The following is a 22,381-nucleotide window of genomic DNA, read 5'->3' as shown; positions in this document are numbered from 1 at the left end:
GAGACCCCCCATGTTTGGCATGTCCCACGAGTCTTACCTGCTGCTTGATGCAGTGGTCACTATCATCGGGTTGATCGTTCTGATCACCAAGTTCAAGGTGCATCCGTTCATTGCACTGATCATCGCGGCCGGCTTCCTCGGCCTGACCTCGGGCATGCCCGTGGACAAGATCATCAAGGCGTTCCAGGACGGCTTCGGCGGGGTGCTCGGCTTTGTCGGCATCATCCTCGCGCTGGGCACGATGCTCGGCAAGATGATGGCCGACTCCGGCGGTGCCGATCAGATCGCCCAGACCCTGATCCGCGCCTTCGGCAAAGAGAAGGTCCAGTGGGCCATGATGTTTGCCGCGTTCCTGGTGGGCATCCCGCTGTTCTTCGAGATCGGCTTTGTGCTGCTGATCCCACTGGTGTTTATCGTCGCGCGCCGCACCGGCGTGTCGCTGATCAAGATCGGTATCCCGCTGCTCGCCGGCCTCTCGGCGGTACACGGGCTGGTGCCACCGCATCCGGGCCCGCTGCTGGCGATCGGCGTGTTTGGCGCGGACATCGGCAAGACCATCCTCTACGGCCTGATCGTCGCACTGCCGACCGCTATCATCGCCGGCCCGATCTTCGGTACGTTTATCGCCAAGTACATCCCGGGCAACCCGTCCCAGGAACTGGTCGATCAACTGGCCCGTGAGTCGGAACACAAGAACCTGCCGAGCTTCAGCATCACCCTGATTACCGTACTGTTGCCGGTGTTCCTGATGCTGCTCAAAACCTTCGCCGATATCGGCTTGCCGGACGGCCACATCGTGCGTAACTGGATGGACATGATCGGTCACCCGATCTCCGCCCTGTTGCTGGCGTTGCTGCTGTCGCTGTACACCTTTGGCCATCGCCAAGGCATCCACTCCAAGCAGATCCTCAAATTGCTCGACGCCAGCCTGGCGCCGACCGCTGCGATCATCCTGATCATCGGTGCCGGCGGTGGCTTCAAGCAGATGCTGGTGACCAGCGGTGTGGGCGACGTGATTGGCCATATGGCGGTGAACGCGCAGATCAATCCGATCCTGCTGGCGTGGCTGGTGGCGGCGGTGATCCGTGTGGCAACCGGTTCGGCCACGGTGGCGACCATTACTGGCGCGGGCATTGTAGTGCCGGTGGTGGGGATGATTCCGGGGGTTAACCGTGAGCTGCTGGTGCTGGCAACGGGGGCGGGTTCGTTGATCCTGTCTCACGTCAACGATGCAGGGTTCTGGCTGGTGAAGCAGTACTTCAACATGACCGTGGCCGAGACGTTCAAGACGTGGACAGCGATGGAGACGATTCTGTCGATTGTGGCCCTGATCTTCATCATGTTGCTGTCGTTGGTGGTCTAACCGACACACTACAAAGGCCCTTTGAAAATGGGCCTATTGTGGCGAGCTGGCTTGTGTGGTGAGCGGGCTTGTGTGGTGAGCGGGCTTGCCCCGCGCTGGGTGGCGAAGCCGCCCCAACAAAAACGCCGCATTCTGTCAGGCAGAATGCGGCGTTTGGTTTTAGGGCTGCTACGCAGCCCAGCGCGGGGCAAGCCCGCTCACCACATAAACCTGTTGTGTCAGGTCTTGTGAACCAGCCCATCCGCCCTGAACATCCCGCGAATCCCCCGCACCGCCTGGCGAATCCGGTCCTGGTTCTCGATCAGCGCAAAGCGCACATGGTCATCGCCATACTCGCCAAAGCCGATGCCCGGCGACACACACACCTTGGCCTCCAGCAGCAGCTTTTTGGCAAATTCCAGCGAACCCATGGCGGCATATGCCTCGGGAATCTTCGCCCAGACGTACATCGACGCCTTCGGGTTCTCGACCATCCAGCCCAGTTCATGCAGGCCCTTGACCAGCACATTGCGGCGCTGGCGGTATTGTTCGGCGATGTCTTTCACGCACTGCTGGTCGCCTTCCAATGCCGCAATCGCCGCGACTTGCAGCGGGGTGAAGGTGCCGTAGTCGTGGTAGCTCTTGATGCGTGCCAGGGCGTTGACCAGTTCCGGGTTGCCGACCATGAAACCGATGCGCCAGCCGGCCATGTTGTAGCTCTTGGACAAGGTGAAAAACTCCACCGCGATGTCCTTGGCGCCCGGCACTTGCATGATCGACGGGGCTTTCCAGCCGTCGTAGACGATGTCGGCGTAGGCCAGGTCGTGGATCACCAGCACGTCGTACTGCTTGGCCAGCGCGATCACACGTTCGAAGAAGTCCAGTTCCACGCACTGCGCGGTGGGGTTGGACGGAAAGCCGAGGATCATCATCTTCGGCTTGGGAATCGAGCCGCGAATCGCCCGTTCCAGCTCCGCGAAGAAGTCCACGCCAGGCACCAGCGGCACCGAGCGCACCTGGGCGCCGGCAATTACCGCACCGTAGATGTGAATCGGGTAGCTGGGGTTGGGCACCAGTACGGTGTCGCCCTGGTCCAGGGTGGCCAGCATCAAGTGCGCCAGGCCTTCCTTGGAACCGATGGTCACGATAGCTTCCGACTCGGGGTCGATGTCCACTTCATAGCGGTCCTTGTACCAGCGCGAAATCGCCCGGCGCAGACGCGGAATGCCTTTGGACGTGGAGTAGCCGTGAGTGTCTTCACGCTGGGCGACTTGCACCAGCTTTTCAACAATGTGCGGCGGCGTGGCGCCGTCAGGGTTGCCCATGCTCAAGTCGATGATGTCTTCGCCGCGCCGACGCGCAGCCATCTTCAGCTCGGCAGTGATGTTGAAAACATACGGGGGGAGTCGATCTATGCGCGCAAAGCGGCGCGGCGAACCTTGGTCTGCCATTGTTGCCTCGAGAGTACGTAAGCGCCCGGAACCGTCCGAGCGACGTCGGCCACTGCGGTGGCCTGCGGGGCAGACAATACGGTCGATGATGGCCCGTTGTCCAGATGCGCCGAAAAATTCTCTACATGGAGTACGACGTGGATATGCCCCTATACTCGTTGCGGGTTTGTTCCCTCATAAGAAGGAGACTGTTCGTATGGATCAGCAGACAAAACAACCGTTAGAGCCACGCATGGAAGCCGGTAAAGCCCTGGTGATCGCCGGGGTGCAAGGGCGTTATTCGAAGGCCACCGTGGGGGATATCCCCAAACTGTGGGAGTTGTTCGATACCTGCATCAAGGACATCAAGAAGCGTGTGGGCGGTGTGACGTATGGCGTTTGCCATAACCCCAAGCATGGCGAATTCGACTACATGGCCGGTGTCGAAGTCCCGACCAAAGCCGATGTGCCAGGCAACTTCGAATGCATCGAAATTCCACCGCTCAACTATGCCGTGTTCCCGCATTACGGGCCGGTGCAGGCGCTTGAGCAAACCTACGAGCGCATCATGTTCGAATGGCTGCCGCACTCGGGATACAAGGTGATGGGCGCGGATTTCGAGCGCTACAGCGCGGACTTTGACGTGAGCAAGGGCACCGGGACGGTGGAGATCTGGTTGCCGGTGGGCGAAAGAGGCTGACGCCCCTTGTAGGAGCCGGCTTGTCGAATCGTCGCACCGCGGCGATGGCGACCTTGAATTTGGCGACGATCTTTCGGGCCTCATCGCCGGCAAGCCGGCTCCTACCGATGTATCAATACAGCGTGCTTCGGACCCGCTCTGGCATCTCCCGGTCATAGGCCTCGGCGTCAAATTGCCCATCATTGAGCCGTTTGTGAAACGCGCCGGCCGACGGTAATGCCGAGCGGTCCAGATGCTTCTCGGGGTTCCAGCAGTCCGAGCGCACAAACGCCTTGGAACAGTGGAAATACGCGGCCTCCACCTGCACCAGAATCACCGACCGCGCCGCTTTGCCATTCACCGCAAAACTCTCCAGCAGTTCCGGTTCGATTGAAATCTGCGCCCGGCCGTTAACGCGCAAGGTCTCACCAATCCCCGGAATGATGAACAGCAGCGCAATCCGCGGATCCTGCACCAGATTGCGCAGGGTATCGAGGCGGTTGTTCCCCGGCCGATCCGGAATCGCCAAGGTGCGCTCATCCACAATCCGCACGAACCCCGGCACATCCCCGCGTGGCGAACCGTCGATACCGTCCGGCCCGGACGAACTCACCACCACCAGTGGTGAAGCCCGCACCATTGCCTGGTAGTCCTCATTGAGAAACGGGATTTCCTTGCGTACGGCGCGCTCGTGGGGGAGGCCGTAGAGCGCTTCGAGTTGTTCGAGGGTTGTCAGCATGCTTACCATCTCCTTATCGTTCAAAATATCAACGCCAGCCGGCGCTCATACCCAATCCGCCCCTTATACGCCTCCCCGCTGTCCACCCACCCAGCCCCCAGATACAGCCTCATCGCCGCCCCATTATCCGCATCCACCGACAACTCCAGCCCCTTGATCTGCGGCCACGCCTGCAATGCCGCTGCGGGCAGCGCTTGCAGGCAGCATTTGCCAAACCCACGCCCTTGCTGATGCCGATCCACCTGCAACGCATGCAAGGTTGCGCTGTGTGCATCCGCCCAGTGGGGCAGGCAAGGCGGGCGTTTGAGCAGTAGGAATGCCACGGGCGTTTCGTCGGCGAGCAGGGCGAAGCCTTTGATGGCATCGGGATGGGGATTGACCAGCAGGCTGTTCAGCGCACAGTAGATATCGCCGGAATACGCCAGTTGTTCGGGGTGCACTTGCAGGGTGTCGAGTTGCTGTTTCTGCGCAAGGCTCAGCGTCTCATAAAGGGCGAGGCGGGTTTCCATCGGGGGCGTATCCGAAATCCTACAAAGAGGCATCGATTCTAGCGGGTTTGCCGGGGGCGAAATTTTTTTTAAGCGGCTTGTCGATTTGCCGGTTGGCCATTCGACTAAGGGTGTCTTCCGTGATGTTTTCTACCCCAAGGAGTATCGCCATGAGCACTGCCATCAACACCCTGATCGAACAATGGAAAGAAGCGGTCACCGCCAAGGATGTCGAGAAAATTGTCAGCTATTACGCCGACGATATCGTCGCGTTCGACGCCGTTGGCGCCCTGCAATTCAAGGGCAAGGCGGCGTACCAGGCACATTGGCAGGCCTGCATGGAATTCTGCCCTGGCCCCGGCGTTTTCGACTTTCATGAGCTGCATATCGTTGCCGGAGCAGACAGCGCCTTTGCCCATTGGCTGGCCCACTGTGGCGGCACCGGGCCGGACGGTGTGCTCAAGACTTGCTGGATGCGCGTCAGCGCCGGTTATCAACGCATCGATGGCCAATGGAAAGTGGTGCATGAGCACTGGTCCGCGCCGTTCGACATGGAAACCGGCGCCGGTCTGTTCGACCTGAAACCTTGACCTGCGCGATCTATAGTCAGTAGTCCGAAAACGGAGAAGGCCATGAAATACCTCTGCCTGATCTACAGCAACGAACAGGTGCTGCACACCTCGCCGGATAGCCCGGCAGACCCGGAGTGCTTCGCCTACGCGCAGTCCGTTCGGGCCAGCGGTCGCATGCTGGCTGCCGAGCCGCTGCAGTCGGTGAGCACCGCCACCACCGTGCGTATGCGCAATGGCAAGTTGTCGATCACCGACGGGCCGTTTGCCGAGACCAAGGAGCAGCTCGCCGGTTTCTACCTGATCGAGGCCCGTGACTTGAATGAAGCGGTCCAGGTGGCCGGTGGTATTCCGGCCGCTCGGGTCGGCAGTGTGGAAGTGCGCCCCGTGCGTGAATTGAATCTCTGAATACAACAACCCTAAGACTCAAGAGGTTTACACCATGTCTACGCAATCTGCCGAGTTTGAATTGTCCATCCGCCGTGTGATCGATGCACCGCCTAGCCGCGTGTTCCGTGCCTGGACCGAGCCCGCCTTGCTCCAGCAATGGTGGGGGCCTCACGGCATGACCACCCCCGAGTGCGAAATGGACCTGTGGGTCGGTGGTTTGTTTCGCACCTTGATGCGGGCGCCGGACGGTGCCGAGTACCCGACCCAAGGTGTGTTTCTGGAAATTGATGCGCCCAATCGGCTGGTGTTTACCGACGCTTTCATGCCCGGCTGGATACCTTCGGGCAAGCCTTTCATGAGCGCCGAAGTCACCTTCGAAGAGGTCGACGGCAAGACGCTTTACACCGCCCGCGCCATGCACTGGAGTGCCGAAGACAAGCAGGCCCACGAAGCCATGGGCTTTCATGATGGCTGGGGCCAGAGCCTGGATCGGCTGGTCACCCTGGTGACCGAGGGCATGCCCGATTGACCCATCCGGTCGAGGCCATTTATCGCCGCGAATCACGTCGAGTCCTCGCGACGCTTATTCGCTTGCTGGGCGATTTCGACCTGGCCGAAGAAGCCCTGCACGAAGCGTTTTTTGTGGCGGTGCAGCGTTGGTCGCAGGAGGGTGTGCCGGACAATCCACGCGCCTGGCTGGTATCGACCGGGCGCTTCAAGGCCATCGACCGTCTACGCCGCCAGGCACGTTTCACCCCGTTGTTGCAGGAGCAGGCCAATGCATTGGAAGCGGCTGACTGGAGCGATGAAGACGTGGAAGACGATCGCCTACGGCTGATTTTCACCTGCTGCCACCCGGCACTGGCGGCCGACGCCCAGGCGGCGCTGACCTTGCGCGAGATCTGTGACCTCACCACCGAAGAAATCGCCCGGGCGTTCCTGGCCACGCCGGCCACCATCGCCCAGCGCATCGTGCGGGCCAAGGGCAAGATCCGCGAGGCGAAGATCCCGTATCAAGTGCCATCCCGAGACGAATTGCCTGAGCGGCTGGACAGCGTGTTGCGGGTGATTTACCTGGTGTTCAACGAGGGATATTCGGCGTCCATGGGGGCCGATATGACCCGCGAGGATTTGACCCGTGAGGCCATTCGCCTGGGGCGTTTGTTGACGGAGCTGCTGCCCGAACCGGAAGTCATGGGCCTGCTGGCGTTAATGCTGCTGCACGAATCCCGTCGCCCGGCACGCACCACGGCCAGTGGGGAGTTGGTGTTGTTGGATGAACAGGACCGCTCGCTGTGGGATGTGTCCATGATTGGCGAAGGCTGCGCACTGGTGGAGCATGCACTTGGCACACGGCGCTTTGGTCCGTATTGCCTGCAAGCCGCGATTGCGGCTGTACACGCCGAAGCGTCCAGTGCGGGTGAAACCGATTGGCCGCAGATCGTCGGGCTTTACGATGTGTTGCTCAGGATGATGCCGTCAGCGGTGATCGAACTGAACCGTGCCGTGGCATTGGCCATGCGCGATGGCCCCTTGGCGGGATTGCAGCAGGTCGAAGGGATTCTGGCGCGTGGCGAGTTGCTGGATTATCACCTGGCGCACTCGGCACGCGGGGAGTTTTACCGGCAATTGGGCCGTGTCGAAGAGGCGCGAGTCGCCTACGAACGGGCGCTGGCCTTGGCCCAACAAGCACCCGAACGCAGGTTTATCGAAAAGCGTTTGGCTGGACTCTGAATCAAGGCTGCTGACGCGTTGCCGCCAATACGATTTCGCGAATGCACACATGCTGCGGCTGCTGGTAGGCATAGGCAATCGCCGAGGCCACGTCATCGGCGCTGAGTACGGTGCCGCCCATGGCCTGTTTCCACGCCTGATAGCCGGTCTTGATCGCCTCATCGGTGGTGTGGCTGAGCAGTTCGGTTTCCACCGCACCTGGGGCAATGGTGATGACGCGCACGTTGCTCGGCGACAATTCTTCGCGCAGGTTTTCCGAAATCCCGTGTACCGCGAACTTGGTGCCGACATACGCCACATGATTCGGGAAGGTCTTGCGCCCGGCCACCGAGCTGACGTTGATGATGGTGCCGCCTCGGCGCGCAACCATGCTGCCGGCCACGGCGTGGATGCCGTTGAGCAGGCCTTTTACGTTCACATCCAGCATCTGTTCCCACTGCGCCGGGTCTTGCTCGCTGACTGCGCCCAGCAGCATTACGCCGGCATTGTTGATCAGCGCATCGGCTGGGCCGAACCGGGCTTCGGCTTCTTGCACGGCGGCGACCAGGGCCGCGCGGTCGGTGATGTCGACCCCACGGTTCAAGGTGTTCGGCAGGCGCAGATCGTTGAGGCGATCAATGCGACGCGCCAGCAACAACAGCGGGTGCCCGGCGGCTGACAATCGGCGGGCGGTGGCTTCGCCGATACCGGAACTGGCGCCGGTGATGATGATCAGTGGCTTGCTCATGCATGAACTCCTGGGATAAGAAAAACCGATAACTGAATCGTGACTGCAGTATATTTACCGTCGCAAAGGCTGAAAAATGCCTTATTTCTCTGTCAGCCATCGGATTCAGCTATGGATGTTCGTCACCTCAAGGCATTTCTCGCGGTCTTTGAAGAGCGCAATATCACTGCGGCGGCCCAGCGTTTGTTCATCAGCCAGCCGACCTTGTCGGTAACCATCAAACAACTGGAAGACGAACTGGGCGTGGCGTTGTTTGTGCGTCAGCCACGGGGTGTGGAGGTGAGTGCCGAGGCGCGTGTGCTGTACCCCCAGGCACGACGCATGGTGGCTGAAGCCGATGCATTGAGCCGCCTGTTTCGCGGACGCGAAAATCGCATCGCCCTGGAACTGGGGGTGGAAGGCGATATTGCCGACAGCCAGATCGAAACCTTCCTGCGCATGGCGCACCAAGGCCTGCCGGGTTTGCTGCTGACCTTGCAGGAAGGCTGCGAAGGCGAAGGGCGCCTGGCCGTGGAGGAAATGTGCTGCGAGGACGAGTTGTTCCTGCCGCTTTGGGAAGAGTCGTACGTGATGGCGTTGCCTGCCGCGCATCCCATGGCGCAGCCGGGCAAGGAACAGGCCTGGACGCCGATTGAAGACTGGATCACCTGCCCGCAGCACGATTCCCATCAACGCTTGATGGCCTTGTACGGTCGCTCGCCGCAAGCGGTGGCCGGGCATGCCGGTTCGCTGACCCAGGCGTTGCATATGGTCGCGGCGGGTGTGGGCGTGGCGATGTTGCCGCATTCGCTGGCGGCGGAGCGGGCCGGTGTGGTGATTCGGGAGTGGCATTTGCCGGCCCCCACGCGTCGGGTGGGCTTGTGTTTTGCTGCGCAAGCCTTGGAGTCGCCCGCATTACGTGCGCTGCACGAGTATTTCCAGGCAAACCGCCCGCCGCAACTCGTAGCCGCTTGACTCATATCGAACGTTCAACGGTTGCCAATGTAGGAGCTGGCTTGCCAGCGATAGCGGCGTAACAGTCGATACACGCGGGACTGACCTACCGCTATCGCCGGCAAGCCGGCTCCTACACGGGTGGCGAACTATTCGAGCATCTGGCTCAACATCCAGCTTCCCGCCGGCCCTGGTGGATGTTGGCGCGACCACAGTGCATCCACCGCCACCGAGCGTGGCCAACCCCGGACGTTGAGTTCAACCAGCCCGGCATTACCAAAACGCTCCACCAACCAGCGCGGCAATTCCGCCCAGCCGAAGCCGAGTTGAGCCATCTCCATCAGCATCAGAAAACTCGGCGCCGACCATACACGGCCCGAGGGGCGCGTTTCGTTGGGGCTGATGATGCTCCCCAGGCGCAGTTCACGGTGTTGCTGCAAGGCTTGCGGGTCGATGTTTTGGACGCGGGTCAACGCGTGGGTGGGGGCGACGAACAGCGCGATTTCCGTGCGTTCGGCCACAGGCGAGCGCGTCAGGTCGGGCGGGTAAACCTCCTGGGCTTCGATCAAGGCAATCTGTGCGCGGCCGCTCTGCACCAGGGCGATCAAGTCTTCGCACTCGGCGATCAGCCATTCCAGTTCAAGGTCCGGGTAGCGTTGTTCGAACGCTTTGAGGGCGAGCTCAAAGCGTTCTGACTGGTAGGTGTCTGACATGGCGATCGTCACCTTCGGCTCCAACCCCTGGGCCAACTGGCTCGCCGCCAACTCCAGACGGCTGCTGGCCTCCAGCACCTGCTCGGCGCGTTGCAGCAGCACCTGCCCGGCGGGGGTCAGTGTCGGCTTGCGGCTGCTGCGGTCGAACAGCACCACATCCAGGTCAATCTCCAGGCTCGCCACCGCTGCGCTGACAGTGGACTGGCTCTTGCCCAGCTTGCGCGCTGCGGCAGAAAAGGAGCCTTGGGTCGCGGCCTGGACAAACGCTTGCAGCACTTCGTGGGAGGCCATGACTATCGCCTTGATCGATGGTTATTAGTTATGAAGTATCGATTTAAAGGGTAATCATGGCAACCATCGTCACTCACGGAGAAGGGTCATGCACCCCACCAAGTCGATTACTGAACGTGTTTGCCAAGCCCTGGGTTTTGAAGGCCTGGCGTTGTTGATCTGTACACCACTGCTGGTCTGGATCATCGGCCGGCCGGCGCTGGAAATGGGCGCGGTGACCTTGGGGCTGAGCCTGCTGGCGCTGACCTGGAACATCATTTTCAACAGCCTGTTCGACCGCCTCAAGGTGCGCCTGCAACTCTCGGGCGGCGGTTGGACGCGGGTGTTGCATGCGCTGATGTTCGAAGGCGGACTGATTATCGTCGCGGTGCCGTTGATCGCGGCGTGGCTGAACATCAGCCTGATGCAGGCGTTTATGCTCGACATCGGTGTACTGCTGTTTTTCCTGCCGTACACCTATGTCTATCACTGGGGCTATGACGTACTGCGCGAGAAGTTTCTACAGAAACATGCCGCCCGACGCCTCGATGCGCTGCCCCGTGATCCAGTTGCTGCCGTCGGCCAGCAGGACGCCGATGGCACCGCCAATATCGTCCGGTAAGCCTGCCCGGCCCAGGGCTGTGTTGTTGGCGACCATCGTATTGAGCGCCGCATTGTCGCGCACGGCGCCGCCGCCGAAGTCGGTTTCGATGGCGCCGGGCGCGAGGATGTTCACGGTGATCCCACGCCCGCCCAACTCCTTGGCTTGATAGCGGGTCAGCACTTCCATCGCACCTTTCATCGACGCATACGCCGCATACCCCGGCAGGCTGAATCGCGCCAGACCGCTGGAAATATTGATGATGCGCCCGTCATCGCTGATCAGCGGCAGCAGTTTTTGCGTGAGGAAAAACGGCGCTTTGAAGTGAATCGCCACCAGTTGGTCGAACTGCGCTTCGGTGGTCTCGGCAAAGCTGGCGTGGGCGCCGATGCCGGCGTTGTTGATGAGAAAGTTGAAGTGATCCTGTGCAAATACATCCTTGAGCAAGCGGCCGACTTCACCGACAAAGCCATCGAAGCTGCCACTCTGGCTCACATCCAGTTGCAACATGGCGGCGCGGCCACCCAGAGCTTGAACCTGTTCGACCACCGCTTGGGCTTCAGCCGCCGCGCTGTGGTAAGTGCCGATGATGTCAACGCCCTGTGCCGCCAAGTGCAACGCGGCGTTTTTACCCAGGCCACGGCTGGCGCCGGTGATGAGTGCGATTTTACGGGTCATGGTGCAGTCCTCTCGGGTGATCAGTGGCAGCGAGTGTATTTATTCGCGCATAACGTGATAAACAGCGCTATACCGGAATCACTGGCCGGATAAGGCGAACAATCCCATGAACAAACTTGAGCTGCTGCGCACCTTCGTGCGCGTCACCGAACTGTCGAGTTTTACCCAGGCCGGCGAGAGCCTGGGCCTGCCGCGCTCTACCGTGTCGGAACATGTGCAGGCGCTGGAAGAGTTGCTCGGCGCGCGTTTGCTGCAACGCACCACGCGCAAGGTGCAGGCGACCCAGGATGGCCGTGTGCTGTATGAGCGCAGCAAGGACTTGCTGGCGCACATGGAAGAGTTGGAAGGGTTGTTTCGCCAGGATGAGGCGCAACTGACCGGACGGATTCGCGTGGACATGCCCAACGTGATGGCGCGCAGCATGATTCTGCCGCACCTGCCGCTGTTCATGGAACGCCATCCGCTGATCCAGATGGAAATCAGCAGCTCGGACCGCCAGGTGGACCTGATCGCCGAAGGCTTCGACTGCGTGTTGCGAGTAGGCGCCCAGCCCGATCAAACCGTGGTGGCGCGCCGGGTGTGCAGCATGCCGATGGTCAACTGCGCGAGCCCGGCCTACCTGCAGCGCTACGGTGTGCCGCAGACCCTGGCGGACTTGGCGGATCATCAATTGGTGCATTACGTACGGCCGTTGGGCGCACGCTCATCCGGCTTCGAATACCTGTCGGGCGGCAAAGTGCTGCGGGTGCCGATGGCCGGGCGTGTCACCGTCAACAGCACGGATGCCTATCAAGCGGCGTGCCTGGGCGGCTTCGGCATTACCCAGGTGCCGTTGCTGGGGATACGCACCTTGTTGGCCAATGGAGAACTGGTGTCGGTGCTGCCGGATTACCCGGCGCCGCCGTTGGACGTGTCATTGCTGTATGCCGGCCAGCGTCACTTGCCGTTGCGGGTGCGGGTGTTCATGGACTGGTTGGCCGCGACGTTGCACGCCCACCTTTAACGCCGCGCCGACAATTGTTGCGGTGCCAGGAACGCGTCGTGGAAGTAATCGCGCACCGCCTGCATCGCCGGGGTAAACGCGCGCTCGCGGTGCCAGGCTAGGCCCACACTCATCGGCGTCACTGGATCGGTGACGGTGAGTGTTTCGATACGCTTGCCTTCCAGGGACCAGGGCCTGTGCACCAGGTCCGACAGGATCGCCACGCCGCTGCCATTGGCGACCATGCTGCGCACCGCCTCCACCGAACTGGTGCGCAGGCGCACCTTGGGCGTCTGCCCGGCTTGTTCCCAATAACGCATGGCGCTGTGTTCGGCCTCGTCGACGGTGAGCAGAATGTAGGGCTCCTGGGCCACATCCGCCAGGCTCACGGCGCCGCGTTCGCACAGGGGATGATGGCTGGGCAGCCATAGGCGGCGCTCCGAATTGAACAGGATTTCCGAGACGATATCCGGGTGAGTGAGGTTGGCAGTAAGTACCACCGCCATGTCGAACTGGCCGTCGAGCAACCCTTGTTCGATGGCCTGACGTTCCTGCTCAAAGACTTCGATGGTTACGTCCGGATGCCAGTGTTCCATGCGTTGCAAGTGATGGGGCAGGAAGTAGCCGAGCACCGTGTAACTGGCCGCCAAGCGCAGCACGCCGCGCGCGCGGTAGTCGGGCAGCGGGCTGTTCAGCGCGTCATCGACACTGCGCAGGATCACGTAGGCACGGTTGAGAAAGTGCCGGCCCGCGTCGGTCAGGTTCATGCCTTGGGCTGAGCGCACAAACAACTGCACACCGAGCATGGCTTCCAGTTCCTTGATCGCCGTGGTCACCGCCGATTGCGAGATGTTCAGGTGGATGGCCGCCTGGGAAATCTGGCCGATTTCGGCGGTGGCGACGAAGTAGCGCACTTGGCGCAGGGTCAGGGACATGCCGGGCTCCTCCAGTGGGTGGTGGTATGGAGTATCTGATTTTCAGAAGATGGGCCATCTGATAATAGATCTTCCCAAGGGGTCAAGCCGCAGCCTACTTTTCCTCCATCACTTAGGCGGAGCGACTCTGATGCAGGCAGTGGATTTCAATTCGGACATGGGCGAAGGCTTCGGCCCCTGGACCATCGGCGATGGCGTCGACGCCGAGCTGATGGCGTACATCAGCTCGGCCAACATTGCTACCGGCTTCCATGCTGGCGACCCCGGCACCATGCGTCGTACGGTCGAGCGCGCCAAGCAACTGGGCGTGGCCATCGGCGCGCATCCGGGTTTTCGGGACCTGGTCGGTTTTGGCCGTCGCCACATCAACGCACCGGCCCAGGAACTGGTGGACGATATGCTCTATCAGCTCGGCGCCCTGCGGGAAATCGCCCGGGCCCAAGGTGTGACCCTGCAACACATCAAGCCCCACGGCGCGCTGTACATGCACCTGGCCCGAGATGAAGAAGCGGCGCGGCTGCTGGTGAAGAACCTGCAAATCATCGAACCGACGCTGTTGTTGTACTGCATGCCCAACTCGGTGATCTGGCGCGTGGCCAAGGAGCTGGGGCAGCCGGTGGTGCGGGAGTTTTATGCCGACCGTGAGTACGATCTGACCGGCTCCATCGTGTTTACCCGCAATGTGCGAGCGCTGGATCCTGCGACGGTGGCGGCGCGCGTCCTGCGGGCTTGTCAGACCGGGCTGGTGCGAACCGTGGAAGGCGAAGACCTGTTTATTGAATTCGATTCCATCTGCCTGCACAGCGACACGCCGGGTGCCCTTGAGTTGGTAGAGGCGACCCGCGAAGCGTTGGACCGAGCGGATATCACCGTCAAAACACCACAATAAAAACGATTCCTCAATTTTTTCGCCTGCCTTTCTACAATGATTCCAAGAGGAACAGACATGGCTGAAACATCTCCCATCCGCTACAGCTTCGGCGGTGATGAACACCTGTTTGCCGAGGTCAGCGACAGCATGTCCCTGGAGGCCTTTTTCAAAGGCATGGCGGTGACCCGTGCCGTGGAGCGCCTGGCGCTGGAAGGCGTGCTGGATGTGTGCCTGGCCAACGCGTCGTTCCAGATCCGCTTTGACCCCGACCGCATCGCCCCGCATGTGCTGCTCGATGCGGTGCAGACCGCCGAAGCCCAAGCTGTGGCTGAACGCACCTTGCACACGCGCATCATCGAAATCCCGGTGCTGTACAACGACCCGTGGACCCACGAAACCCTGATGCGTTTTCGCGACCGCCACCAAGACCCCAGCGGTACGGACCTGGAGTACGCCGCGCGCATCAACGGGCTGGCCGATGTCGAGGCGTTTATCGCCGCCCACAGTGGTGCGCCGTGGTTTGTGTCGATGGTCGGATTTGTGGCGGGCCTGCCGTTCATGTTCCAGATGGTCGAGCGCGAGCGGCAATTGCAGGTGCCCAAGTACCTGCGACCGCGCACTGATACGCCGAAACTCACCCTCGGCCATGGCGGCTGTTTTGGCTGCATCTACTCGGTACGCGGTGCCGGCGGCTACCAGATGTTTGGCGTGACCCCAGCCCCGATCTACGACCCGGCGCAGCAACTGGCGTACCTCAAGGAACACATGGTGTTCTTCCGTCCTGGCGATATCGTGCAGTTCAAACCCATGGACCGTGAGGCCTACGACTTGGCGGTGGCCGACGTGGATGCAGGACGTTTCGACCTGCGCATCCGTCCCGTGGAATTTTCCCTCGACGCCTTTCTCGCCGACCCCATCGGTTATCCGAAATCCCTGCAGGAGGCACTGGCATGATCAAGGTCCTCAAACCCGGCCTCGCCACCTCCGTGCAGGACCTTGGCCGTGAAGGCTATTACCACTTGGGCATCCCGCCGTCGGGTGCATTGGATCAATATGCGTTGAGTGCAGCCAACCACCTGGTCGGCAATCCAGTCGGCGCGGCGGGCCTGGAATGCACGCTGATCGGCCCCGAACTGGAGTTTCAGCAGGACGCGCTGGTGGCCCTCAGCGGCGCCTTGATGTCGCCGCGCCTGGACGGTGAAGTGGTGCACCAGGACACCGCGTTCCAGGTCCGCGCCGGGCAGGTGTTGCGCTTCGAGTTTCCCAAGGCGGGCGCACGGACCTACCTCGCGGTGGCCGGCGGGATTGACGTGCCGTTGGTGCTGGGCAGTCGCTCGACTTACATCCTCGGCGCCCTCGGCGGGTTCCACGGGCGGCGCTTGCAGGAAGGTGATGAACTGCCCATCGGTGCAGCCAGTGGCGTGGGCCGGGCGGGCAACAGCCTGCCGATGGCACTGCGCCGATCAGTGGGCGGTGATGTGACTCTGCGTGTAGTGCCGGGGCTGTATTACGAGCGCCTCACGGAGGCGGCCAAGAGTAGCTTTTTTGTCGAACCGTGGACCGTGGGTTCCGAAGCCGACCGCATCGGGTATCGCTTCAAAGGCGGGAGTGCCTTGAGTTTCCAGCCACGTGAGCAGCCGTTTGGCGCGGGGTCGGATCCGTCGAATATCGTCGACAGTTGCTACCCGATTGGCTCGATCCAGGTACCGGCGGGATTGGAGCCGATTGTGTTGCACCGGGATGCGGTGTCGGGCGGTGGCTACGCGATGATCGGTACGGTGATCAGCGCCGACTTGGACCTGATCGGCCAGATGCAGCCGAACCAGCGGGCGGGGTTTGTGGCGGTGACGCTGGAGGAGGCGTTGGAGGCGCGGCGGGTGTACAAAAAACGGCTGAAGGCTATGACTGGGCTTTTCAATCACTGAAGAAATACAAATCCAAATGTGGGAGCGAGCAAGCCCGCTCCCACATTGTTGCCCTGTGTGGTGTCAGAAGAGTTGGGTGAACAGCCAGTAGAGGCTACCTGACAGCAGGATGGCCGCTGGCAACGTCAGCACCCACGCCATCGCCAGGTTGCGGATTGTGCGCATCTGCAACCCGCCCCCGTTCGCGACCATAGTCCCCGCCACACCCGACGACAACACGTGGGTGGTCGACACAGGCAACCCATACATATCCGCCGCGCCGATGGTCAGCATCGCCACCATTTCTGCCGAGGCGCCTTGGGCGTAGGTCAGGTGCGTCTTGCCGATCTTCTCGCCCACGGTCACCACGATGCGCTTCCAGCCGACCATGGTGCCCAGTCCCAGGGCGATGGCCACGGCGATCTTCACCCACAGCGGAATGAAGCGTGTAGAACTGTCGATCTGTTGCTTGAACAGTTGCAGCTTGCCCTGGGTATCCGCGTCGAAATTACCGACCTTGCCCTTGTCCATCAGGCGAATGGTTTCGCTGGTCAGGTACATGTCATTGCGCACGTTGCCCACAGCCTCGGCGGGCACTTTGGCCAAGGAACCGTAGCCTTTGACTTCATCACCGATCTGCCCGGCCAGGGCGGCGAGGGCGGGGACCAGTTCCGGGGTGGCTTCCTTGGTGCGCACGTAGGTCGAGAGGATCGGGCGCGGGTCGCCGGTCAGTGCCTGCGGCGCGCTTTTCACCAGTGCCACTTGGGTCACTTCGGCCACCGCCGCGAACTGCAACGACTGCTCGGCCGGCATGGTGCGGTTCAGCGCGTAGGCCATCGGCAGGGTGCCGACCAGGATCAGCATGATCAGGCCCATGCCTTTCTGCCCGTCGTTGGAGCCATGGGCAAAAGACACGCCGGTGCACGTGGCAATCAGCATGCCGCGGATCCACCACGGTGGCGGGGTGTCGCCTTTGGGTGCCTTGTACAGCGCGCGATTCTTGACGAACGCGCGCAGGGCCAGCAACAGCATCGCCGCAAAGGCAAAGCCGATCAGCGGCGACAGCAGCAAGGCGTAACCAATCTTGATTGCCTGGCTCCAGTCCACCCCGCTGGTGCCATCACGCCCGTGCATCAGGGCATTCGCCACGCCGACGCCGATGATCGAACCAATCAATGTGTGGGACGAAGACGCCGGCAAACCCAGCCACCAGGTGCCGAGGTTCCACAGGATGGCGGCGATCAACAGGGCGAAGATCATCGCGAAACCGGCCGACGAACCCACCTGCAGAATCAACTCCACCGGCAACAACGCAATGATGCCGAACGCTACCGCGCCGCTGGAAAGCAGTACGCCAAGGAAGTTGAAAAAGCCTGACCACACCACCGCAAAGTGCGGCGGCAAGGAGTTGGTGTAGATCACCGTCGCCACGGCATTGGCGGTGTCGTGGAAACCATTGACGAACTCGAATCCCAGGGCGATCAACAGCGCCACCCCGAGCAGCAAGAAGGGCGTCCAGGTGGTGAGTTGGGCGCCCATTTCGTGCATGTCATGCATCAGGCTGTAGGCGGTGAACAACAAGCCCATGGCGAGCACGGCGAAGAAGATGATTACCGTCACCAGGCCGGGTTTCTTGTCCAGCCTGGGTTTTGGGTCTGCAGGTGAGGCGTGGGTGGAGGCAGTCAGGGAAGGGGTGGCCATGCCGGAGCATCCAGTGTGATGAGGATGTCGTTCATAGTCATTGCAGAATGTTACAGAGATGCTGCCATACATCAGTGTTTAGGTGATTGAGCTGGCCGCTGGTCAGTAATCCTTGCGCTTTCTGAAGGCCCAGCGCCCGGCAATCAACGTGAAGGTCGCGACGAGCGCCACCAGAATCCAGAAGCCTTCCGGGTCTTGGGAAAGCGGCACACCGCCCACGTTCATGCCAAAAAAGCCGGCGATGATGTTGATGGGCAACGCCAGCACTGTCACCACGGTTAGGGTGAACAGCGTGCGGTTGCTTTGCTCGTTGAGGTTGGCGGCGATTTCTTCCTGCAACAATTTGATGCGTTCACCCAGGGCCATCAGGTCGTTGATGATCAACGCAAACTCCTCGGTGGATTTGCGCAGCTCCTTGACGTCTTCCTTTTGCAACCACTGCGGCGGCCGGTTGAGCAGGCGCAGCAGCGAGCCCGGCTCCAGCGCCAGCAGGCGTTGCAGGCGCACCAGCACCCGGCGTGCGGCGCCGAGTTCGGCGCGGTTGGTGGACAGGCGTGAGGACAGCAACTGGTCTTCGATATGGTCGACGCTGATGCTGGTCTTGCGCACGATCTGGGTCAGCACTTCACCCTGGTCGCGTAACAGGTGCACCAGTAAGGCCAGCGGCGAGCGAAAGCTTTCACCGGCTTTTACCGACGAGCGCAGTTTATCCACCGAGTGCAGCGGTTGCAGGCGCGCACTGATCAGCAAGCGGCTGCGGGCGCAGACCCACAGCGTGGAAATGTCCGACGAGACCATGCTGCTGAAGTTGAACACCACGTCGTTGACCACCGCCAGCAAGGCCGAGTCGACGTGTTCGATGCGCGTGGAACGCGAGCCTTCGTGCAGGGCTTCGAAGAACTCTTCCGGCAGGTCCAGGTGGGCCTGCATCCAGCGCTCGCACGCGGCGTGGGCTAGGTTCAGGTGCAGCCACAGGAATTCTTCCGGGTCACCCGGTTGGCGCAACGCCTGGAGCGCCGCCGCCGAATCTATCTGCTCACCCTTTTCCCCTGGGCGAAAACGAAAACCGTAGAGCAAGCCAAACAGGTCGGAATCCTGGTGGCTGTGATCGATGCTGTGGTTCATGAGGGCTCGCAGAAAAAGCGCCTGTAGGAGATTTCACAGGTTCGCATGCGCGAATCATTGCAAGTGGATTTGACAGTTTTGTGACGGTTTTGAATTTATTTCGTAGTGATGACATTTATTTGACCTTTTGTCAGGAGCCGTTCAAGAAGGCTCTAATCCGGCCGATTCAAGGCATCAAGGCCCGCTGTGGATGGGCGGTGCCTTTTGATTACAAGGACGTTAGGCGTGCACGCACCAATTCCTTGTATCGAGGCTTTTCCCCGATGAATGTTTTGCGAACCTCCTTGAGAGCACAAATCCTGTCGCTGCTCGGTGGCAGTCTTTTGGCGATGCTGTTGATCGCCCTGGCCTGTTTCAATTTTTTGTCCAACGGGGTGCAGAGCTATCGCAGCTTGATCGATGGGCCGCTGCTGACTTCACAATTGATTGACGAGGCCAACCTGCAATTCAAGGTGCAGGTTCAGGAATGGAAAAACGTCCTGCTGCGCGGCAAACAGCCCCAAGACATGGAGAAATACTGGAATCAGTTTCAGGACCGCCAGCGCGACGTTCAAGGCATCCTCACCCGGCTGGTCACCCAGACTCGCAGCGACCCGAGCCTGAGCCGACGCATCGAAACCTTGCGCCAGGAACACCAGCAACTCGGCGTGGCTTACCAGAAGGGCCGCGATGCCTACGTGGCCGCCGGTGGCGATGCAACGGCCGGCGACACCGCGGTGAAAGGTGTGGATCGCGCCGCCAGTGAGCAGATGAGTGCGTTGGTCAGCGACCTGCGCGAACAAGGCAGCCAGCAATCCAAGGCCATCAGCGCCTATGCCGAGCGCACCGTGCTGGTGGGGCTGGCGATCATGCTGTTGTCGGGTGTGTTGATCGGTCTGTTCAGCCTGTGGTTGATCAACCGCAACCTGATCCTGCCGATCCGTGGCTTGATCGACTACGTGACGCAACTGAGCCATGGTCGCTTTGCCGAGCGTGTTGCCAGCCGTCGTCAGGATGAGCTGGGCCACCTGGCCGCTGCCGCGAATACCTTGCGTGACTTTCTTGCCGAAACCTTCAGCCGTTTACAGCGCAGTGCTACCGACCTGGTCAGCGCCAGCGGCGAGTTGAATGCCATCGCCGGGCAGATGGCGACGGGCACCAATGATCAATTCAACCGAACCGACCAGGTGGCCACGGCCATGACTGAAATGTCGGCCACCGCCCAGGAAGTCGCGCGCCACGCCGCCAGTGCCTCCCGCGCGGCGGACGAGGCCGATCACTCGGCCCGCGAAGGCGGTGAAGTGATGAAAGTCACTATTGCCACCATCGGCCAGATGCGTAACGAGATCCTTAATACCGGCACCATCATCCGCCGCCTGGAAACCGACAGCGTGCGCATCGGCAAGGTGCTGGAAGTGATTCGCGGCATTGCCGAGCAGACCAACCTGCTGGCGCTCAATGCCGCGATTGAAGCTGCGCGCGCAGGCGAAGCCGGCCGTGGTTTTGCGGTGGTGGCCGATGAAGTGCGAAGCCTGGCGCAACGCACGGCGGCGTCGATCATCGAGATCAACGGGATTATCGAAGCGGTACAGAACGGCGCGGTGGATGCGGCTGAAGCCATCGTGAGTGGCCAGTCGTGCAGCGATGAGAGTGTGGAAAAGGTCACGCAAGCCGGTGCCATGCTGGCTCACATTACCCAGGCGGTGGAAGCGATCCGCGACATGAACCGCCAGATCGCCACGGCGGCCGAGGAGCAGACGTCGGTGGCGGAAGATATTTCGCGCAACATCACGCAGATCACCACCGTGGCCACGGCCAACCTCGATAACGTCAAGCGTACCGAAGCGGCTAGTCACAACCTACGTGGGCTGTCAGGTGAGTTGAATGAGGTGACGGCGCGCCTTGGCGCCTGATCAAACGGTCGGCAAGCTGAACGTGAACACGGTGCCGTGCTGCTCGGTAGTGGACACGCTCAGCTCACCACCGTGGGCATCGGCAATCTGCTTGACGATGTACAACCCCAGGCCGAGCCCGGCTTGGGGCGCATCGGTAACTGGACGCGCGTAGGGCTGAAATAATCGCGGCAGGGCTTGTGCGCTGATCTGCCCCGGGTTTTTCACCGTCAGCGTGAACTGCGACTGCTCGACCCTTGCCGTGACTTCAACCGGGCCATCGTGACTGCCGTGGTGGATGGCATTGGCGACCAGGTTGGAGAGCAGTTGCGCCAGTCGCTCCCGGTCACCTTTGAGCCCTTGAAGTTCGCCGATATGCGCAACAATTTCGCGTTGTGGATGAACGCTCTGCACCTCAGACACCACATGTTGCAACGCAGCCTGCAAGCCCTGGCAATCACCCATGCTCAAGGGAATGCCGCTGCCCATGCGCCCGCGGGCGAAATCCAGCACGTCCTCCACCAGTTGCGCCGCGCGCCGACCGCTGGTGAGGATATGGCGCACAATCTTGTCAGTGGCGGGGTCGGGGTGTTTGCGCAGCAGTCGCTCAGCGCCGAAGTTTATGGCGAACAACGGGTTACGCAAGTCGTGCCCGAGCACCGCGATGAATTGTTCACGCAATTCGGCGGTGCCACGTTCTTCCTGCAACTCGGCTTCGGTTTGTTGCTGGCTTTCTTCGGCTTCGATCTGCAGCGACAGCACGCGTGCAAACGACTCCATAGTTGATTGGATGGTGCTGCTGCGCAGTGACGCGGGGTTGGGGTCCAGCGCGCAGATGGTGCCGAAGAAGCGCCCATCGGTGCGGAACACCGGCACGGAAATGTAGCTTTCAAACTGATAGACACGTGGCGTGTGGTGGTCGTGGTAAAGCGGATCTTCGCTGGCTTTGTCGATCACCACGGACACGTGTGAACCGCGGATTTCGTGGCAGATCGTGGTGGTCAGGTCCAGCTCGCCTCCCACACCCAGGCCGAAACCCAGGTTGTCGAGCACCGCGCAGGCCGTCCAGGTGTCTTCCGTTACGCGAGCAACAGCGGCAAACCGCAGGCCGGTCATGTCACTGATCACCTTGAGCATGGCCGGTACAGCGCTGATACGCCCGATAGTGGCGATGTCGGCGGCTTTTTGCCCCATGTAACGGTCCCTGTTCGGGTGCAATGGCGTTATGCCTTGGCTGTAGCTTGAGAGTCTAACGGCCTTGTACTATGTGGGGGTAATTTCATTCGTCTCCAAGGCAGATTTCCTACGGTTTGCCGACGAGCGCCCACAAAAAACGCCACCCGAAGGTGGCGCTGTTTTGTTCAGAGGGTAATCAAGTGTCCAGCTTGTCTTCCAGCACAGCACCGGTCTTGGCATCGAGCTTCACTTCAAACTTCTTGCCAGCGGTGTCGGTCAAGTCAACTTCGTAGACCAGTACGCCGCTGTTGTTATGGTCCAACTCGGTGTCAGTGATGGTGGCACCCGCGTGTTTGGCCACGGCGGCAGCATTGAGTTTTTCGAAAGGCATCACTGCGCCGGACTTGACCAGGCCTTCAATCTGGTCTGGACGAACATCGGCCTGGGCCAGGCCAGCGGTCAGGGTCAGGGCGGTAGCGGCGAACAAAGCGGTCAGGGTTTTCATGATGTGTATCCTTCTGGT

Annotated in this window: 24 protein-coding genes; 13 read left to right on the top strand and 11 right to left on the bottom strand. The window is 61.1% G+C overall.

Annotated elements, in window-relative coordinates:
- Positions 1-10: 10 nt before the first annotated feature.
- A complete protein-coding gene (locus tag U367_RS0115295) occupies positions 11-1,363 on the top strand; it encodes a GntP family permease (RefSeq protein WP_028617668.1) in 1,353 nt (450 codons plus the stop codon).
- 218 nt (positions 1,364-1,581) lie between these two features.
- On the opposite strand, the gene alaC is transcribed toward U367_RS0115295, so the two are convergent.
- Entirely contained in the window at positions 1,582-2,793 is a 1,212-nt protein-coding gene (gene alaC / locus U367_RS0115290; RefSeq protein ID WP_028617667.1) for an alanine transaminase, read from the bottom strand.
- A 196-nt stretch (positions 2,794-2,989) separates the two neighbouring features.
- Here alaC and U367_RS0115285 point away from each other — a divergent pair, with 196 nt between their 5' ends.
- Entirely contained in the window at positions 2,990-3,472 is a 483-nt protein-coding gene (locus tag U367_RS0115285; RefSeq protein ID WP_016978312.1) for a GyrI-like domain-containing protein, read from the top strand.
- Positions 3,473-3,584: 112 nt separating this feature from the next.
- Here the strand turns inward: U367_RS0115285 and U367_RS0115280 are convergent, their stop codons facing one another.
- Positions 3,585-4,190: a pyridoxamine 5'-phosphate oxidase family protein gene (locus U367_RS0115280; RefSeq protein WP_028617666.1), complete on the bottom strand. Its 606-nt coding sequence runs from the start codon at positions 4,188-4,190 to the stop codon at positions 3,585-3,587.
- Positions 4,191-4,210: 20 nt separating this feature from the next.
- Positions 4,211-4,699, bottom strand: coding sequence for a GNAT family N-acetyltransferase (locus tag U367_RS0115275; protein WP_028617665.1), 489 nt, complete (start codon positions 4,697-4,699; stop codon positions 4,211-4,213).
- Between the two features lie 149 nt (positions 4,700-4,848).
- On the opposite strand from U367_RS0115275, the gene U367_RS0115265 reads away from it, so the two are divergent.
- The 4 genes from U367_RS0115265 to U367_RS0115250 are packed head-to-tail and all read left to right on the top strand — an operon-like array spanning position 4,849 to position 7,371.
- Complete coding sequence (locus U367_RS0115265) at positions 4,849-5,268, top strand: YybH family protein (protein ID WP_028617664.1); 420 nt, start codon at positions 4,849-4,851, stop codon at positions 5,266-5,268.
- A gap of 42 nt (positions 5,269-5,310) precedes the next feature.
- Positions 5,311-5,655 (top strand): YciI family protein, encoded by a 345-nt coding sequence (locus U367_RS0115260; RefSeq protein ID WP_028617663.1) that lies wholly within the window; start codon positions 5,311-5,313, stop codon positions 5,653-5,655.
- 34 nt (positions 5,656-5,689) lie between these two features.
- Positions 5,690-6,166, top strand: coding sequence for an SRPBCC family protein (locus U367_RS0115255; protein WP_028617662.1), 477 nt, complete (start codon positions 5,690-5,692; stop codon positions 6,164-6,166).
- Positions 6,163-7,371 carry an RNA polymerase sigma factor gene (locus tag U367_RS0115250; protein WP_028617661.1) on the top strand — a complete coding sequence of 403 codons (1,209 nt, stop codon included), beginning with the start codon at positions 6,163-6,165 and terminating at the stop codon, positions 7,369-7,371. The genes U367_RS0115255 and U367_RS0115250 overlap by 4 nt, the downstream gene beginning before the upstream one ends.
- 1 nt (position 7,372) lies before the next feature.
- On the opposite strand, the gene U367_RS0115245 is transcribed toward U367_RS0115250, so the two are convergent.
- Positions 7,373-8,098, bottom strand: a complete 726-nt coding sequence (locus U367_RS0115245) for an SDR family oxidoreductase (RefSeq protein WP_028617660.1) — start codon at positions 8,096-8,098, stop codon at positions 7,373-7,375.
- A gap of 111 nt (positions 8,099-8,209) precedes the next feature.
- Between U367_RS0115245 and U367_RS0115240 the strand changes: the two genes are divergently transcribed.
- A complete protein-coding gene (locus U367_RS0115240; RefSeq protein ID WP_028617659.1) occupies positions 8,210-9,052 on the top strand; it encodes a LysR family transcriptional regulator in 843 nt (280 codons plus the stop codon).
- A 128-nt stretch (positions 9,053-9,180) separates the two neighbouring features.
- Here the strand turns inward: U367_RS0115240 and U367_RS0115235 are convergent, their stop codons facing one another.
- On the bottom strand, positions 9,181-10,035 hold the full coding sequence (locus tag U367_RS0115235) for a LysR family transcriptional regulator (protein WP_028617658.1): 855 nt from the start codon (positions 10,033-10,035) through the stop codon (positions 9,181-9,183).
- Between the two features lie 88 nt (positions 10,036-10,123).
- Here U367_RS0115235 and U367_RS01000000130170 point away from each other — a divergent pair, with 88 nt between their 5' ends.
- A complete protein-coding gene (locus U367_RS01000000130170; protein WP_032864318.1) occupies positions 10,124-10,636 on the top strand; it encodes a multidrug/biocide efflux PACE transporter in 513 nt (170 codons plus the stop codon).
- Here the strand turns inward: U367_RS01000000130170 and U367_RS0115225 are convergent.
- A complete protein-coding gene (locus U367_RS0115225; protein ID WP_028617657.1) occupies positions 10,535-11,293 on the bottom strand; it encodes an SDR family NAD(P)-dependent oxidoreductase in 759 nt (252 codons plus the stop codon). The genes U367_RS01000000130170 and U367_RS0115225 overlap by 102 nt on opposite strands.
- 106 nt (positions 11,294-11,399) lie before the next feature.
- Here U367_RS0115225 and U367_RS0115220 point away from each other — a divergent pair, with 106 nt between their 5' ends.
- Positions 11,400-12,296, top strand: a complete 897-nt coding sequence (locus U367_RS0115220) for a LysR family transcriptional regulator (protein WP_028617656.1) — start codon at positions 11,400-11,402, stop codon at positions 12,294-12,296.
- Here U367_RS0115220 and U367_RS0115215 read toward each other — a convergent pair.
- Positions 12,293-13,210 (bottom strand): LysR family transcriptional regulator, encoded by a 918-nt coding sequence (locus U367_RS0115215; RefSeq protein ID WP_028617655.1) that lies wholly within the window; start codon positions 13,208-13,210, stop codon positions 12,293-12,295. The genes U367_RS0115220 and U367_RS0115215 overlap by 4 nt on opposite strands.
- 130 nt (positions 13,211-13,340) lie before the next feature.
- Here U367_RS0115215 and U367_RS0115210 point away from each other — a divergent pair, with 130 nt between their 5' ends.
- The 3 genes from U367_RS0115210 to U367_RS0115200 are packed head-to-tail and all read left to right on the top strand — an operon-like array spanning position 13,341 to position 16,006.
- Positions 13,341-14,099 (top strand): 5-oxoprolinase subunit PxpA, encoded by a 759-nt coding sequence (locus U367_RS0115210; RefSeq protein WP_028617654.1) that lies wholly within the window; start codon positions 13,341-13,343, stop codon positions 14,097-14,099.
- Between the two features lie 57 nt (positions 14,100-14,156).
- Positions 14,157-15,035: a 5-oxoprolinase subunit B family protein gene (locus U367_RS0115205; RefSeq protein WP_028617653.1), complete on the top strand. Its 879-nt coding sequence runs from the start codon at positions 14,157-14,159 to the stop codon at positions 15,033-15,035.
- Positions 15,032-16,006 (top strand): 5-oxoprolinase subunit C family protein, encoded by a 975-nt coding sequence (locus U367_RS0115200; RefSeq protein WP_028617652.1) that lies wholly within the window; start codon positions 15,032-15,034, stop codon positions 16,004-16,006. The genes U367_RS0115205 and U367_RS0115200 overlap by 4 nt, the downstream gene beginning before the upstream one ends.
- A 63-nt stretch (positions 16,007-16,069) precedes the next feature.
- Here the strand turns inward: U367_RS0115200 and U367_RS0115195 are convergent, their stop codons facing one another.
- Positions 16,070-17,686 carry an inorganic phosphate transporter gene (locus U367_RS0115195; RefSeq protein WP_028617651.1) on the bottom strand — a complete coding sequence of 539 codons (1,617 nt, stop codon included), beginning with the start codon at positions 17,684-17,686 and terminating at the stop codon, positions 16,070-16,072.
- Between the two features lie 102 nt (positions 17,687-17,788).
- Positions 17,789-18,811: a transporter gene (locus U367_RS0115190; RefSeq protein ID WP_016978332.1), complete on the bottom strand. Its 1,023-nt coding sequence runs from the start codon at positions 18,809-18,811 to the stop codon at positions 17,789-17,791.
- A 263-nt stretch (positions 18,812-19,074) separates the two neighbouring features.
- Between U367_RS0115190 and U367_RS0115185 the strand changes: the two genes are divergently transcribed.
- Positions 19,075-20,703, top strand: coding sequence for a methyl-accepting chemotaxis protein (locus U367_RS0115185; RefSeq protein ID WP_028617650.1), 1,629 nt, complete (start codon positions 19,075-19,077; stop codon positions 20,701-20,703).
- Here the strand turns inward: U367_RS0115185 and U367_RS0115180 are convergent, their stop codons facing one another.
- Both U367_RS0115180 and U367_RS0115175 read right to left on the bottom strand, forming a co-directional pair.
- A complete protein-coding gene (locus U367_RS0115180) occupies positions 20,704-21,876 on the bottom strand; it encodes a GAF domain-containing sensor histidine kinase (protein ID WP_028617649.1) in 1,173 nt (390 codons plus the stop codon).
- A 178-nt stretch (positions 21,877-22,054) separates the two neighbouring features.
- On the bottom strand, positions 22,055-22,363 hold the full coding sequence (locus U367_RS0115175; RefSeq protein ID WP_028617648.1) for a PepSY domain-containing protein: 309 nt from the start codon (positions 22,361-22,363) through the stop codon (positions 22,055-22,057).
- Positions 22,364-22,381 lie beyond the last annotated feature (18 nt).

The organism is Pseudomonas canadensis (assembly GCF_000503215.1).
Lineage (GTDB): Bacteria > Pseudomonadota > Gammaproteobacteria > Pseudomonadales > Pseudomonadaceae > Aquipseudomonas > Aquipseudomonas canadensis.
Note: the sequence above shows the minus strand (reverse complement) of the source record. Positions and strands in the feature narration are given on the sequence as shown.

Coding starts and splice junctions, on each gene's coding strand:
- U367_RS0115295 (WP_028617668.1), top strand. CDS start 11: ATGTTTGGCATGTCCCACGAGTCTTACCTGCTGCTTGATGCAGTGGTC.
- alaC (WP_028617667.1), bottom strand. CDS start 2,793: ATGGCAGACCAAGGTTCGCCGCGCCGCTTTGCGCGCATAGATCGACTC.
- U367_RS0115285 (WP_016978312.1), top strand. CDS start 2,990: ATGGATCAGCAGACAAAACAACCGTTAGAGCCACGCATGGAAGCCGGT.
- U367_RS0115280 (WP_028617666.1), bottom strand. CDS start 4,190: ATGCTGACAACCCTCGAACAACTCGAAGCGCTCTACGGCCTCCCCCAC.
- U367_RS0115275 (WP_028617665.1), bottom strand. CDS start 4,699: ATGGAAACCCGCCTCGCCCTTTATGAGACGCTGAGCCTTGCGCAGAAA.
- U367_RS0115265 (WP_028617664.1), top strand. CDS start 4,849: ATGAGCACTGCCATCAACACCCTGATCGAACAATGGAAAGAAGCGGTC.
- U367_RS0115260 (WP_028617663.1), top strand. CDS start 5,311: ATGAAATACCTCTGCCTGATCTACAGCAACGAACAGGTGCTGCACACC.
- U367_RS0115255 (WP_028617662.1), top strand. CDS start 5,690: ATGTCTACGCAATCTGCCGAGTTTGAATTGTCCATCCGCCGTGTGATC.
- U367_RS0115245 (WP_028617660.1), bottom strand. CDS start 8,098: ATGAGCAAGCCACTGATCATCATCACCGGCGCCAGTTCCGGTATCGGC.
- U367_RS0115240 (WP_028617659.1), top strand. CDS start 8,210: ATGGATGTTCGTCACCTCAAGGCATTTCTCGCGGTCTTTGAAGAGCGC.
- U367_RS0115235 (WP_028617658.1), bottom strand. CDS start 10,035: ATGGCCTCCCACGAAGTGCTGCAAGCGTTTGTCCAGGCCGCGACCCAA.
- U367_RS01000000130170 (WP_032864318.1), top strand. CDS start 10,124: ATGCACCCCACCAAGTCGATTACTGAACGTGTTTGCCAAGCCCTGGGT.
- U367_RS0115225 (WP_028617657.1), bottom strand. CDS start 11,293: ATGACCCGTAAAATCGCACTCATCACCGGCGCCAGCCGTGGCCTGGGT.
- U367_RS0115220 (WP_028617656.1), top strand. CDS start 11,400: ATGAACAAACTTGAGCTGCTGCGCACCTTCGTGCGCGTCACCGAACTG.
- U367_RS0115215 (WP_028617655.1), bottom strand. CDS start 13,210: ATGTCCCTGACCCTGCGCCAAGTGCGCTACTTCGTCGCCACCGCCGAA.
- U367_RS0115210 (WP_028617654.1), top strand. CDS start 13,341: ATGCAGGCAGTGGATTTCAATTCGGACATGGGCGAAGGCTTCGGCCCC.
- U367_RS0115205 (WP_028617653.1), top strand. CDS start 14,157: ATGGCTGAAACATCTCCCATCCGCTACAGCTTCGGCGGTGATGAACAC.
- U367_RS0115200 (WP_028617652.1), top strand. CDS start 15,032: ATGATCAAGGTCCTCAAACCCGGCCTCGCCACCTCCGTGCAGGACCTT.
- U367_RS0115195 (WP_028617651.1), bottom strand. CDS start 17,686: ATGGCCACCCCTTCCCTGACTGCCTCCACCCACGCCTCACCTGCAGAC.
- U367_RS0115190 (WP_016978332.1), bottom strand. CDS start 18,811: ATGAACCACAGCATCGATCACAGCCACCAGGATTCCGACCTGTTTGGC.
- U367_RS0115185 (WP_028617650.1), top strand. CDS start 19,075: ATGAATGTTTTGCGAACCTCCTTGAGAGCACAAATCCTGTCGCTGCTC.
- U367_RS0115180 (WP_028617649.1), bottom strand. CDS start 21,876: ATGGGGCAAAAAGCCGCCGACATCGCCACTATCGGGCGTATCAGCGCT.
- U367_RS0115175 (WP_028617648.1), bottom strand. CDS start 22,363: ATGAAAACCCTGACCGCTTTGTTCGCCGCTACCGCCCTGACCCTGACC.